The organism is Burkholderia reimsis (assembly GCF_003294055.1).
GTDB classification, from domain to species: domain Bacteria; phylum Pseudomonadota; class Gammaproteobacteria; order Burkholderiales; family Burkholderiaceae; genus Burkholderia; species Burkholderia cepacia.
On sequence record NZ_QMFZ01000003.1, the window covers coordinates 1 to 13,038 of the forward strand.

The following is a 13,038-nucleotide window of genomic DNA, read 5'->3' on the forward strand; positions in this document are numbered from 1 at the left end:
AGGCGCTGTCGTCGGTGGTGGATTACGTGCTGGCGAACGCGAAGCAGGACCCGAACGCGGTGTTCGCGGGCAGCGTGCCGTACCTGAAGCTGGCGGGCGTGGTGCTGTGCGGATGGCAGATGGCGCGCGCGCTGGTGGCCGCGCAGGCGAACCGCGCGAGCGACCCGGCGTTCTTCGACGCGAAGATCGCGATCGCGCAGCTCTATGCGGAGCAGGTGCTGGTGCAGGCAGGCGCGCTCGAGGCGTCGATCGTCGGCACGAAGGGCAACGAGGGCGTGCTCGCGTTGACGGAAGACCAGTTCTGATTCTTCGCGGGACACTCGACGTCATGAAAAAGGCGCCCCCCGGGGCGCCTTTCTTTTTGATGCCGGTCGGCAGGCCCGCATTGCTGCGGGCGGCAGCGGCTTATGCGTAGGCCGGGCGCGTCTGGCCTGCCACGTCCTTCAGGTAACGGTGTACCGACAGGTCGTCAGCCTGGATCGCAGGCATCTTGCCCGAGATCAGGTCCGCGAGCAGTTGGCCCGAACCGCACGACATCGTCCAGCCGAGCGTGCCGTGGCCGGTGTTCAGGAACAGGTTCGACACCGGCGTGCGGCCGACGATCGGCGTGCCGTCCGGCGTCATCGGGCGCAGGCCCGTCCAGAACGTTGCCTTCGACGTGTCACCGCCGCCCGGGAACAGGTCGTTCACGCACATTTCGAGCGTTTCGCGGCGCGCGGCGCGCAGCTTCTTGTCGAAGCCGACGATTTCCGCCATGCCGCCGACGCGGATGCGCTGGTCGAAACGCGTGATCGCGATCTTGTAGGTTTCGTCGAGCACCGTCGATACCGGCGCGGCCGCTTCGTTGACGATCGGCGCGGTGATCGAATAGCCCTTCAGCGGATAGACGGGGATCTTCATCAGGTTCGAGATGAAGCTGGTCGAGTACGAGCCGAGCGCGACGACGTACGCGTCCGCACGCACCGTCTCGCTGCCGCACTGCACGCCGGCGATCTTGCCGCCCGCGATCGCGAGCGCATCGATCGGCGTGTTGTAGCGGAACTTGACGCCGAGCGATTCAGCGAGTGCCGCGAGGCGCGTCGTGAACAGCTGGCAGTCGCCCGTTTCGTCGCCCGGCAGGCGCAGGCCGCCCGTCAGCTTGTGCGAAACGGCGGCGAGGGCCGGTTCGGCATTCTTCAGTTCGGCCGGCGACAGCAGTTCGAACGGCACGTTCGCTGCCTGAAGGACGGCGATGTCCTTCGCTGCACCGTCGAGTTGCTGCTGCGTGCGGAACAGTTGCAGCGTGCCGCCCGTGCGGCCTTCGTACTGGATGCCGGTATCGGCGCGCAGCGCCTGCAGGCAGTCGCGGCTGTATTCGGCGAGGCGAACCATGCGGCCCTTGTTGACTGCATAGCGCTCGGCCGTGCAGTTGCGCAGCATCTGGTACATCCACTGGAGCTGGAAGCGCGTGCCGTCGAGGCGGATCGCGAGCGGCGCGTGTTTCTCGAACATCCATTTGACGGCCTTCAGCGGCACGCCGGGGGCGGCCCACGGCGCGGCATAACCGGGGGAGATCTGGCCAGCGTTCGCGAAGCTCGTCTCGAGCGCCGGGCCGGCCTCCCGGTCGATCACCGTGACTTCATGACCGGCGCGCGCGAGGTAATACGCGCTTGCCACGCCCACCACACCGCTGCCCAGAATGACGACTCGCATAGCTGCTCCAGATGGAAGGGACCAGATCGAGGCCGGGCGCACCTGCGGCTCCGTGTAACCTCTAGCTGATCTAGTTTTTTGCGCTATGGTATTGTCGAATGTGTAGGTTTTGTTATCGTATTTTTCAGGTTTTCAGCATAAACAAATGAGAACGCAACGTCAGCCCGTACGCTCGCTCGACAAGCTCGACCGGCGCATCCTGAAACTGCTCCAGGACGACGGCCGGATGGCGATGAAGGACCTCGCGGAACAGGTCGGACTGACCGTCACGCCGTGTATCGAGCGTGTGCGACGCATGGAGCGGGACGGCGTGATCACCGGTTATCACGCGCGTGTCGATCCTCACCAGCTGGATGCCTCGCTGCTGGTGTTCGTCGAGATCACGCTCGGCCACAAGGGCGGCAACATGTTCGAGCAATTCCGCCGGGAAGTGATGAAGATCGACGAGGTGCTTGAGTGTCATCTCGTGTCCGGCGATTTCGACTACCTGATCAAGGCGCGGATCGGCGAAATGGCCGACTACCGCAAGCTGCTCGGCGACATCCTGCTGCAGTTGCCGGGGGCCGTGCAGTCGAAGAGCTATGTCGTGATGGAGGAAATCAAGGAGACGCTGACGATCGCGGTGGGCGACTGACGTACCGGCGGCAGTCCGCCGGGCCCTTTATCCCGCCCTTGGCACGCTGCGCCCAATACTGTATAAATGTACAGTATTGGGCGCAGGCGAATGGGTGGGCATATGGACGATCGATCCGACAACGAATTTCCGATAGCGCCGCCCGTGCCCCGCAAGGGGCGCGGTGCGGTCGACAACCTGCAGGGGCGATACGAGATCGCGCAGCGTGAAGCGGTCGACGACGGCTGGACACACGAGTCGGACGATGCCGATTTCCCCGCGCCGCTGCGCACGCAGGTATTCGAGGAGCGGGCGAAGAGCATCCTGACGCACAACCAGTCGCCCGATATTCCATTCAGCGTATCGCTCAATCCGTATCGCGGTTGCGAGCACGGGTGCATCTACTGCTTTGCGCGTCCGACGCATAGTTATCTCGGCTTGTCGCCGGGGCTCGATTTCGAAAGCCGCATCTATGCGAAGGTCAATGCGGCCGAATTGCTTGAGCGCGAGATTTCGCGCAAGCGCTACGTGCCGGAGCCGATCGCGCTCGGCGTCAACACCGACGCCTACCAGCCGGTCGAGCGCGACTTGCGCATCACGCGCAGCGTGATTCAGGTGATGCACGATCGCGGGTTGCCGTTCGCGGCGATCACGAAGTCGTCGCTGATCGAGCGCGATCTCGACTTGCTCGCGCCGATGGCCGAGCGCAAGCAGGTGATGGCGGCGGTCACGATCACGACGCTCGACGCCGATCTCGCGCGCACGCTCGAGCCGCGCGCGGCGACGCCGGCGCGACGGTTGCGTACGATTCGTGCGTTGAGCGAGGCGGGCGTGCCGGTCGGCGTGAGCATTGCGCCGATGATTCCGTTCGTCACCGAGCCCGACATGGAGCGTGTGCTCGAGGCGTGCGCGGAAGCCGGCGCGACGCATGCGAGCTACATCATCCTGAGGCTGCCGTGGGAAGTCGCGCCGCTGTTCAAGAACTGGCTCGCCGCGCATTTTCCCGACCGCGCGGAGCGCGTGATGAACCGCGTGCGCGACATGCGCGGCGGAAAAGACTACGACTCGGATTTCTCGAAACGGATGAAGGGCGAGGGAATCTGGGCCGACCTGCTGCGGCAGCGCTTCCGCCAGGCCGTCAAGCGGCTCGGGCTGAACGAGCGCACAAACGGCATTCTCGATCTGTCGCAGTTTCGCGGCACGCCGGCCGCCGCGGCGCCGGTGCCGCGTGTCGCTGTGCGTTCAGCCGGCACGCGATCGACGCAGGCGCGCGACGACATGCAATTGAACCTGTTCTGATCGGCGCGCCAAGCCGGCGCGGGGTGCCGGTGCGTCGCGTTCGTTGCGCTTACTGCGAAATCTGCTTGGCCGCTTCGACCTGCGACTCGAAATACGTCTGGAACGACAGTGCGAGCGCGGTCATCAGCAGGAACGCGCCGATCAGCAGCGAGAAGATCACCACGAAGATCACGGTCCAGCCCGACTTGCTGTGCCTGCCCGTCTCCGCGTTGAATTGCGCGTCCCATTTTTCGTCGGGACGCAGCCCGTAGACGAGGGCTGCGAGGAAGGCGGCCAGCAGCGAGATTGCGCCGGGTACCGCAAGCCACCAGCCGAGGCCGGCGCTGCGCTGGGTCGCGGCGAGCAAGAGGAAGCCCGGGATGCCGACGATCGTCGCGAGCAGGTGCGCCCAGCCGTACACGTCGCGAAAGCCATACAGATAGAAGCGGTGCGCGCCGAGCGAACCGAACAGGAACGCGAGGGCGGCGGTGAGCGTCTTGGAGCGGAAGCGGCGGGACGGTGCGGTGCTGCTGGACATGGATGGCGGCGTATTGTCGTTGGCATGGGCGGCCGGCGGGCCGGCGCGGGCGCGCGGCCCGGCACGCATTCTACGATGCGCGGTCGGGGCCGGTCACCCCTGTACTGCGTCAAGGTGCCGCATAGGTCACGCGATAGATTGCGCCCGCGTAGTCGTCGCTGACGAGCAGCGAGCCGTCCGGCAGCGGCAGCACGTCGGCAGGGCGTCCCCATACCGTGCCGTCGGGCCGCAGCCAGCCCGTGACGAACGGAGTCTGGCGCGCGTGGCTGCCGTCAGCCGACACCACGACACGCATCACGCGGTAGCCGACCTTCGTGCTGCGGTTCCACGAGCCGTGTTCGGCGATGAACACGTTGTTGCGATACGACGCCGGAAACATCGGCCCTGTATAGAAGCGCATGCCGAGGGCCGCGACGTGCGCACCGAGTTTCAATACGGGTGGCACGTAGCGGCGGCAAACGTCGGGGCTGCCGAATTCGGGGTCAGGCGTGTCGCCGCCATGGCAGTACGGGAAGCCGAAGTCGAGGCCTGCGCGCGGTGCGCGGTTCAGCTTGTCGTCGGGCACGTCGTCGCCCATCATGTCGCGCCCGTTGTCGGTAAACCACAGCTCGCCCGAATCGGGGTGCCATGCGAAACCGACCGTATTGCGTATGCCGCGGGCGACAACCTCGTTCCCGCTGCCGTCCGCCTTCATGCGCGCGATGATCGCGTAGCGGCTGCGATCGGCGAGACAGACGTTGCACGGTGCGCCGGTCGGCACGTACAGCTTGCCGTCGGGGCCGAACGCGATGAATTTCCAGCCGTGATGGTGTTCGGCCGGCAGCGCGTCGGTGACGACGGCGGGTGCGGGCGGCGTGGCGAGCCGGTCGTCGATGCGATCGAGCCGCAGGATGCGCGATACGGCTGATATATAGAGTGCGCCGTCACGGTAGGCGACACCGACGGGCATGTCGAGCCCGGAAGCGATCACGTAGCGCGCGCTGATCCGGCCCTCGTGCATCACGAACGCGTGCACGCGGCCTTCCCGCGTGCCGACATACAGGATGCCGCGTGGCGACCACGCCATTTCGCGCGCGGTCGGTACCGCGTCGGCCAGCACTTCGACGTGGAAGCCGGGCGGCACGACGAGTTCGCCCACCGGCAGCGCGGCTGACGCCATTGCGGATACGAGGCAGGCAAGGCCGGCAAGCAGCGCCGCGAAACGGTGCTGCGCGCGGCACATCGAGGCGGCGCGAAGGGGCGGCATGACGGTGTGGAACGTCCCGGACACGACGATTCTAGGCCCGGCGGACAGGCCGCCCGTGGATTTTTTGCGCGTAAGTGTTTGTTGTACCTCTGGTTTCCGGCTATAATCGCGTGTTTCAGTAGTTTCGAACCCGGTTTTCCCGAAGGACATCATATGGTTATCATCCGTCTGGCTCGTGGCGGCTCGAAGAAGCGCCCGTTCTACAACATCGTTGCTACCGATTCGCGCAACCGTCGTGACGGCCGCTTCATCGAGCGCGTCGGCTTCTACAACCCGGTCGCCACGAAGGGCGAATCGCTGCGTATCGCTCAGGATCGCCTGACGTACTGGCAAGGCGTTGGCGCACAACTGTCGCCGACCGTCCAGCGTCTCGTGAAGGAAGCGCAAAAGGCGCAACCGGCTGCCTAACATGGCACGGTGTGCCGGTCGTGCCGGCTGTGAGGTGCATTGATGGCGGGTCACGATTCCGGTAATGCAAGGCGCGGGCGTGCGTCGTTTGGCGCATTCGTCCGCAAGCCGGTCGAGCGCGACGTTGTCGCGAACGCCGGTCAGGCTGCCGAGCAGGGCAGTCTCGAAGTGGCGCAGGCCTGGCCCGACGATGCCGTCGAGGTCGGGGCAGTGGTCGACGCCTATGGCCTGAAGGGTTGGGTCAAGGTGGCGACACATGCCGACGCCGGTCGCGGTGGCGATGCGCTGCTCAAGGCGCGCCACTGGTGGCTGGAGCGCGGTGCGGAGCGGCTTTCCGTCCGCATCCTGCAGTCGAAGACGCACAGCGACACTGTCGTTGCGCAACCCGCGGGCGTGAGCGACCGCGATGCCGCGCTGGCCATGCGCGGTTTTCGCGTGTTCGTGCGCCGGGAAGATTTCCCGGCATTGGCCGCGGACGAATTCTATTGGGTCGACCTGATCGGTCTCGATGTCGTCAACGAGCAATCGGTGGCGCTCGGGAAGGTGAGCGGGATGATCGACAACGGCGTGCATTCGATCATGCGTGTCGAGTATCCGGCGACCGGCAAAGACGGTCAGCCGACCACCGACGAGCGGTTGATTCCGTTCGTCGGCGTATACGTCAAAACGGTGGATCAGGCGGCGCGTCGCATCGTCGTCGACTGGGAAGCCGATTACTGAAATGAACCAGGTTACCGAGAGCGCGGTGCAGTTCGACGTCGTCACGCTCTTTCCCGAGATGTTCCGTGCACTGACCGACTGGGGGATCACCAGCCGGGCCGTCAAGCAAGGGCGCTTCGGGTTGCGCACCTGGAACCCGCGTGATTTCACGACGGACAACTACCGCACGGTCGACGATCGTCCGTACGGCGGCGGTCCGGGCATGGTGATGCTGGCCAGGCCGCTCGAAGCCGCGATCGATGCCGCGAAAGCGGCGCAGGCGGAACAGGGTATCGCGAGCACGCGCGTCGTGATGATGTCGCCGCAAGGCGCACCGCTCACGCACGATCGCGCGGTGCGGATGGCGCAGGAACCCGGCGTTGTCGTGCTGTGCGGCCGCTATGAAGCGATCGACCAGCGCCTGCTCGATCGTTGCGTCGACGAGGAAATCAGCCTCGGCGATTTCGTATTGTCGGGCGGCGAACTGCCGGCGATGGCGATGATGGATGCGGTCGTGCGGTTGCTGCCCGGCGTGCTGAACGATTCGCTGTCGGCCGTGCAGGACAGTTTCGCCGACGGCCTGCTCGATTGTCCGCACTACACGCGCCCCGAGGAATACGATGGCATGCGCGTGCCGGACGTACTGCTCGGTGGGCATCATGCCGAGATCGAGCGGTGGCGGCGCCAGGAAGCATTGAGGAATACGTTGCGGAAGCGGCCGGACCTGATCGTCCGGGCGCGCCGCGAGAAGTTGCTGAGCCGGGCCGACGAGGCGTGGCTTGCGAACCTCGCACGCGAAGCGAAGGACGCCTCCTGAGGCGGTGTCGCGGGCGGGAATTGGCGGTGTCGTGCATGCGTGTGCGGCGCCTGATGTGAATCCATCCTCTATCGGGGCCAGGCCTGGAAACAGGCGGGTGTGAACGCCGACACGATGGCATAAGGAGTCAGTAATGAATCTGATCGCAAAACTTGAGCAGGAAGAGATCGAGCGCGCGCTCGCCGGCAAGACGATCCCCGAATTCGCCCCGGGCGACACGGTGATCGTGAACGTAAACGTGGTTGAAGGTAACCGCAAGCGCGTTCAGGCTTACGAAGGCGTCGTGATCGCGATTCGCAACCGTGGTCTGAACTCGAACTTCATCGTCCGCAAGATCTCGTCGGGCGAAGGCGTCGAGCGTACGTTCCAGACGTACTCGCCGCTGCTGGCAAGCATCGTCGTGAAGCGCCGCGGCGATGTGCGTCGTGCGAAGCTGTACTACCTGCGCGAGCGTTCGGGCAAGTCCGCTCGTATCAAGGAAAAGCTGGTGTCGAAGGATCGCGCCGCAGCAGCTTCCCAAGAGTAATAGCTGTAAGGAAAAAGCACCCACCCGGGTGCTTTTTTCATTCTGGCGCGACAATATGCTCGATACGACACAAACACGAGAGCCCCATTGAATCGCCGCCCCATCATCGATCCCGAAGTCTTGCCGGTCGAAGGCACCGGCGCCGGCCTGCCGGCCATCGATTCCCGCCTGATGACACCGTCCGGCCTGCGCGACCGTTTCGCGCGCACGCTCGAGTGGAGCGTCGAGCCCGACGAGGCGAGACTGCAGGAGGGCGTCGATCCGCGTAGCGCGGCCGTCCTCGTTCCGCTCGTCGTCCGCGAGTCCGGCCTCACCATGTTGCTGACCCAGCGCGCCGACCACCTGAACGACCACGCCGGACAGATCAGCTTCCCAGGCGGTCGCCGCGAACCGTTCGATCGTGACGCGACCGCAACCGCGTTGCGCGAGGCGAAGGAAGAGATCGGGCTGGCCGACGAGCGTGTCGAGATCCTCGGCGCATTGCCCGACTACCTGACCGGCACGGGCTTCTGCGTGACGCCGGTGGTCGGCCTCGTGCATCCGCCGTTCACCGTGCAGGCCGACACGTTCGAAGTGGCCGAGATTTTCGAGGTGCCGCTCGCGTTCCTGATGAATCCCGCGAACCATCAGGTCCGGGTGTTTCGCTGGGAAGGCGGCGAGCGTCGTTTTTTTGCGATGCCCTATCCGAATGGCGAACCCGGCGGGCATTACTTCATCTGGGGCGCAACTGCCGGCATGTTGCGCAATCTGTACCGCTTCTTGGCAGCCGGCTAGGCGCGCGCGGCGGCTGGCGCGCGCGGCCGGCTGCCGCACGACTGCGCCGGCAGCCATCCGGTGCTTACGCTGTGCTATCGTTATGCAAAAAATGACATAACTCCGAAGACGGCGCCACGCATGACTTTCTTTTCGGTTCTCCTCGCCCTCATCATCGAACAGGTCCGCGCGTTGTCGCCGAACAATCCGGTGTTCGCGTTGTTCCAGTTTCATGCGGAAACCGTCGCGCATGGTCTAGACGCAGGCAAGCAGAAGCACGGCATCCTCGCATGGCTCGCGGTCGTGCTGCCGTGGGTGCTGATCGTCGCGCTGATCTATTTCCTGCTGTACAAGGTGAGCTTCGTGCTCGCGTTCATCTGGAACGTCGTCGTCGTGTATTTCACGCTCGGCTTCCGCCAGTTCAGCCACTACTTCACCGACATCCACCTCGCGCTCAACAACGATGACGTGCCGCGTGCGCGCGAAATCCTGCACGAGTGGACGGGTATCGACACGGTCGACATGCCGGTCGGCGAAATCGTCCGCCATACGCTGATTCACGCCGTTGTCGCATCGCATCGCCACGTGTTCGGCGTGTTCTTCTGGTACGTGCTGCCGATCGGCCCGGCCGGCGCCGTGCTGTACCGGATTTCCGAATACCTCGCGCGCAGCTGGTCGACGCCGGGTGACGACCGCACGGCAGCCTTCTCGACGTTCGCGCAGCGCGCGTTCTTCGTGATCGACTGGATTCCCTCGCGACTGACTGCGCTCGGCTTTGCAATCGTCGGTAACTTCGAGGACGCGATCTACGCGTGGCGCAACCATACGCGCCAGTGGCCCGATCCGAACGACGGGGTCCTGCTGGCAGCCGGTAGCGGCGCACTCGGCGCACGCCTCGCGGGGCCGCTCGCGGAACCGTCGAGCCTCGATGCGCTGGCGGTCGGTGACAGCGGTCCGTTGACGGTCGGTGACGATTGCACGCCGCGTACGCTGCAATCCGCGGTTGGCCTTGTCTGGCGCGCGGTGATCCTGTGGATGATTCTGCTGCTGATGCTGACACTCGCCGTCTGGGTGTCGTGACGGGGCAGTGCAGTGCCCGATGAAAGACAAAAGGCCGGCTTGATGCCGGCCTTTTTTGCTGTGCGGGTCAATCGTCGCGTGGGTCGCGCACGGCGCCGCATTGCCAGCAGGCCGTGAACTGGGCCTCGAGCGCCTCGCCGCACTGCCGGCAGCGCCAGGGCGCGGCGCCGGCCGACGGGCCATGCGAAGCGGCATCGAGGAGCCGGCGCGCGAGCGCGTCGTCGCGTTCGTCGTCGAGCCACAGCTCGGGCGTGCACGCGTCGGCAGGCAGGCCGCCGAGTGCGCCGGTCGCGTAGCAGTTATGCAGCTCGCAACCGATGCCGGCCACCTGGAGCACGTTGGCCCAATGCTGCGCCGTCGCGAGATCGGGTGCCTTGAAACGCATCGCGGCTCCTGTCGGTGAGGGCCGGCCCGCATGGCACCGGCTGGCCGCCGCGCGCGTGCCGCGCGATCAGCGGACGATCTGGCTTGCCTCGTGCACGAGCTGCGCATACAGCGCATGCCGTGTCGGCGCGATGCGGCCGTCGGCGACGGCTTCGAGAATCGCGCAGCCGGGTTCGTGCAGATGATGGCAATTATAGAAACGGCAGTCCGCGAGCAGCGGCCGGAACTCCGGAAACGCGCGCTCGAGACGGCCTTCCGTCAGGTGGTAGAGGCCGAATTCCTGGAAGCCCGGCGAATCGATCAGGGCGCCGCCGCCTTCCAGCGGGTAGAGGCGCGTGAACGTCGTCGTGTGACGGCCGCTGTTGAGCGCGGCCGAAATCTCGCGCGTGGCGGCTTCGGCGTCGGGAACGAGCAGGTTCACGAGTGTCGACTTGCCCATCCCGGACTGGCCGAGCAGGATCGTCGAATGCCCGGCGAGGTGCGGCATCAGTTGCGCGCGCGCGTCGTCGGGCGAGCCTTTCACCGACAGCTCGAGCACGTCGTAGCCGAGTGCGCGGTAGGGCGCGAGGCGCTCGCGCGCGACCGGCAGCGCGGCTTCGACGTCGATCTTGTTCAGCACGACGAGCGGCTTCAGCTCGTTCGCCTCGGCGGCAATCAGCGCGCGGCCGAGCAAGTCCTCGCTGAAATAGGGCTCGGTCGCGAGCACGATCAGCAACTGGTCGAGGTTGGCCGCGAACAGCTTCGACTTGAACTGGTCGGAACGGTACAGCAGGTTGCGCCGTTCGCCGATCTCGACGATGACGCCCTGGTCGGCCGAGGCGAGTTCGTACGCGACACGGTCGCCGACCGCGATATCGCTCTTCTTGCCGCGCGGGAAGCACTGCAGCATCGGGCCGCCATCGTCGGGCGCGACGATGTAGTGGCGCCCGTGCGCCGCGATCACGCGGCCTTCGGCACGTTGCGCGCCCGACGCGCGCGGGGCCGGCTTGCGGGAGGTCGGCCGGCTCATGCGTGCTGCAGCAGGCGGTCGATCCGCTGCGAGGCGGGCGGATGCGAGTAGTAGAAGGCCGTGTAGACAGGGTCGGGCGTCAGCGTCGACGCATTGTCCTCATAGAGCTTCACGAGCGCGCTGACGAGATCCTGCGCGTCGGTCTGGCTGGCCGCGAATGCGTCGGCCTCGAATTCGTGCTTGCGCGACGTGAGGCTGCCGAACGGCGTCGCGAAGAACAGGAACACGGGAATCGCGAGGAAGAACAGCACGAGCGCGGCGCCCGCGTTGCTCGTGTCGAGCGACGGCGTGACGCCGAGCCCCGTGTAGAACCACGTGCGCTGTGCAAGCCAGCCGAGCAGCGCGAGCAGCACGAGGCTCAGCACGAACGACACGAGCATCCGCTTCATCACGTGGCGGCGCTTGAAGTGGCCGAGTTCGTGCGCGAGCACGGCCTCGATTTCCTGGCCGGACAGGCGTGCGAGCAGCGTGTCGAAGAACACGATCCGCTTCGAGGCGCCGAAGCCCGTGAAGTACGCGTTGCCGTGCGCGGAGCGGCGGCTGCCGTCCATCACGAACAGGCCCTTCGCCGCGAAGCCGCAGCGCTTCATCAGCGACTCGATGCGCGCGCGCAGCGCGTCGTCCTTCAGCGGTTCGAACTTGTTGAAGATCGGTGCGATGAAGGTCGGGTAGATCAGCAGCACGAGCATCTGGAACGCGACCCAGACGATCCAGGTCCACAGCCACCACAGGCTGCCGGCCTGATTCATCAGCCACAGCACGACGAACAGCAGCGGCAGGCCGAGCGCGGCGCCAAGCAGCGAGTTTTTCAGCATGTCGGTGAAGAACAGCCGCTTGGTCATCCGGTTGAAGCCGAAGCGCTGTTCGATTCCGAACTGGCGGTAATACTCGAACGGGACGTCGATCACGCTCGTGATCACGAGCACCGCGGCGACGAGCGCGACCTGCTGCCCGTAGCCGCGGCCGAGCCAGCCGGTGAGCAGCGTGTCGAGGGCGCCGACGCCGCCGAGCAGCGTGAGGCCGACCAGCACGGCCGCGCTGACGACGATCTCGAGCATCGTCAGCCGGGTGCGCTCGACCGTATAGTCGGCCGCGCGCTGGTGGGCGGTCAGCGGGATGGTCGCGCTGAATTGCGCGGGGACGCCGTTGCGGTGCGCGGCGACGAAGCGGATCTGCCGCGACGCGAGCCACAGCTTGGTGACGACCATCGCGAGCACGGCGAGCGCGAACAGCAGGGTGAACGAAAAGGGTGACATCGAAGGCGCCAAAGGGTTCTATGCGAGAATTATATGTTCTTGCGGACCGGGCCCGCTGATGCGATGCCGGCCGCCCGGGCGGCGCCGCGCGCTGCCCGCCATTTTCCAGGATGACTCATGACCGATACCGCCGCTTCCACCAGCCAGCCCGCGCTCGTGCGCAACGAGTTGAACCTCGTCTGGCTCGACATGGAGATGACGGGCCTCGACCCGGATAACGACCGCATCATCGAGATCGCGGTCGTCGTGACCAATTCCACGCTCGACGTCGCCGTCGAAGGCCCCGTGTTCGCGATCCACCAGAGCGACGAAACGCTCGCGAAGATGGACGACTGGAACAAGTCGACGCATGGCCGCTCGGGCCTGATCGACCGCGTGCGCGCGTCGACCGTGACCGAGGCGGACGCCGCCGCGCAGCTGCAGGCCTTCCTCGCGCAGTACGTGTCGCCCGGCAAGTCGCCGATGTGCGGCAACTCGATCTGCCAGGACCGCCGCTTCATGGCGCGCTGGATGCCCGAATTCGAGCGGTTCTTCCACTACCGCAACCTCGACGTCAGCACGCTCAAGGAGCTGTGCCGCCGCTGGCAGCCGGCGATCTACAAGGGGTTCCAGAAGCGGGCGATGCACACGGCACTCGCGGACATCCACGAGTCGATCGACGAGCTCAAGTACTACCGCGAGCATTTCCTGATTCCGGCCGCGTCGGCTTCGGCAGGCGAGTCCGCGCCGGCCGCCTGAG

Annotated in this window: 16 protein-coding genes; 10 read left to right on the forward strand and 6 right to left on the reverse strand. The window is 65.8% G+C overall.

Features of this window, described 5'->3' with window-relative positions:
- On the forward strand, positions 1-305 hold a 305-nt coding region (locus DPV79_RS04730), incomplete at its 5' end, for an acyl-CoA dehydrogenase C-terminal domain-containing protein (RefSeq protein WP_208866705.1).
- 100 nt (positions 306-405) lie between these two features.
- On the opposite strand, the gene DPV79_RS04735 is transcribed toward DPV79_RS04730, so the two are convergent.
- Positions 406-1,692: a D-amino acid dehydrogenase gene (locus DPV79_RS04735; protein ID WP_113044915.1), complete on the reverse strand. Its 1,287-nt coding sequence runs from the start codon at positions 1,690-1,692 to the stop codon at positions 406-408.
- Positions 1,693-1,837: 145 nt separating this feature from the next.
- Here DPV79_RS04735 and DPV79_RS04740 point away from each other — a divergent pair, with 145 nt between their 5' ends.
- Both DPV79_RS04740 and DPV79_RS04745 read left to right on the forward strand, forming a co-directional pair.
- Positions 1,838-2,326: an Lrp/AsnC ligand binding domain-containing protein gene (locus DPV79_RS04740; protein WP_042975180.1), complete on the forward strand. Its 489-nt coding sequence runs from the start codon at positions 1,838-1,840 to the stop codon at positions 2,324-2,326.
- A gap of 90 nt (positions 2,327-2,416) precedes the next feature.
- Complete coding sequence (locus DPV79_RS04745; RefSeq protein ID WP_042975179.1) at positions 2,417-3,604, forward strand: PA0069 family radical SAM protein; 1,188 nt, start codon at positions 2,417-2,419, stop codon at positions 3,602-3,604.
- A gap of 49 nt (positions 3,605-3,653) precedes the next feature.
- Here the strand turns inward: DPV79_RS04745 and DPV79_RS04750 are convergent, their stop codons facing one another.
- Entirely contained in the window at positions 3,654-4,121 is a 468-nt protein-coding gene (locus DPV79_RS04750) for an NINE protein (RefSeq protein ID WP_059486875.1), read from the reverse strand.
- Positions 4,122-4,230: 109 nt separating this feature from the next.
- Positions 4,231-5,367, reverse strand: coding sequence for a PQQ-dependent sugar dehydrogenase (locus DPV79_RS04755; protein WP_113044916.1), 1,137 nt, complete (start codon positions 5,365-5,367; stop codon positions 4,231-4,233).
- 153 nt (positions 5,368-5,520) lie between these two features.
- On the opposite strand from DPV79_RS04755, the gene rpsP reads away from it, so the two are divergent.
- From rpsP to DPV79_RS04785, 6 genes are all read left to right on the forward strand, one after another.
- On the forward strand, positions 5,521-5,775 hold the full coding sequence (rpsP, locus tag DPV79_RS04760) for a 30S ribosomal protein S16 (RefSeq protein WP_006476550.1): 255 nt from the start codon (positions 5,521-5,523) through the stop codon (positions 5,773-5,775).
- Between the two features lie 42 nt (positions 5,776-5,817).
- Positions 5,818-6,495 (forward strand): ribosome maturation factor RimM, encoded by a 678-nt coding sequence (gene rimM / locus DPV79_RS04765; RefSeq protein ID WP_021159743.1) that lies wholly within the window; start codon positions 5,818-5,820, stop codon positions 6,493-6,495.
- 1 nt (position 6,496) lies between these two features.
- Positions 6,497-7,291, forward strand: a complete 795-nt coding sequence (trmD, locus tag DPV79_RS04770; RefSeq protein ID WP_027788044.1) for a tRNA (guanosine(37)-N1)-methyltransferase TrmD — start codon at positions 6,497-6,499, stop codon at positions 7,289-7,291.
- A 133-nt stretch (positions 7,292-7,424) separates the two neighbouring features.
- Positions 7,425-7,817 (forward strand): 50S ribosomal protein L19, encoded by a 393-nt coding sequence (gene rplS, locus DPV79_RS04775; protein ID WP_006753174.1) that lies wholly within the window; start codon positions 7,425-7,427, stop codon positions 7,815-7,817.
- Positions 7,818-7,904: 87 nt separating this feature from the next.
- Positions 7,905-8,591: a CoA pyrophosphatase gene (locus tag DPV79_RS04780; protein ID WP_021159741.1), complete on the forward strand. Its 687-nt coding sequence runs from the start codon at positions 7,905-7,907 to the stop codon at positions 8,589-8,591.
- 120 nt (positions 8,592-8,711) lie between these two features.
- Complete coding sequence (locus tag DPV79_RS04785; protein ID WP_021159740.1) at positions 8,712-9,650, forward strand: CobD/CbiB family protein; 939 nt, start codon at positions 8,712-8,714, stop codon at positions 9,648-9,650.
- 67 nt (positions 9,651-9,717) lie between these two features.
- Here the strand turns inward: DPV79_RS04785 and DPV79_RS04790 are convergent, their stop codons facing one another.
- The 3 genes from DPV79_RS04790 to DPV79_RS04800 all read right to left on the reverse strand — a co-directional run bounded on the left by DPV79_RS04790 (position 9,718) and on the right by DPV79_RS04800 (position 12,299).
- A complete protein-coding gene (locus DPV79_RS04790; protein WP_021159739.1) occupies positions 9,718-10,035 on the reverse strand; it encodes a putative signal transducing protein in 318 nt (105 codons plus the stop codon).
- 66 nt (positions 10,036-10,101) lie between these two features.
- Positions 10,102-11,043 (reverse strand): ribosome small subunit-dependent GTPase A, encoded by a 942-nt coding sequence (gene rsgA, locus DPV79_RS04795; protein WP_021159738.1) that lies wholly within the window; start codon positions 11,041-11,043, stop codon positions 10,102-10,104.
- Positions 11,040-12,299: a M48 family metallopeptidase gene (locus tag DPV79_RS04800; RefSeq protein ID WP_048022930.1), complete on the reverse strand. Its 1,260-nt coding sequence runs from the start codon at positions 12,297-12,299 to the stop codon at positions 11,040-11,042. Before DPV79_RS04800 ends, rsgA begins: the two co-directional genes overlap by 4 nt.
- A 117-nt stretch (positions 12,300-12,416) precedes the next feature.
- Between DPV79_RS04800 and orn the strand changes: the two genes are divergently transcribed.
- Positions 12,417-13,037, forward strand: a complete 621-nt coding sequence (gene orn / locus DPV79_RS04805; protein ID WP_048022931.1) for an oligoribonuclease — start codon at positions 12,417-12,419, stop codon at positions 13,035-13,037.
- The last annotated feature ends 1 nt before the right edge of the window (position 13,038 follow it).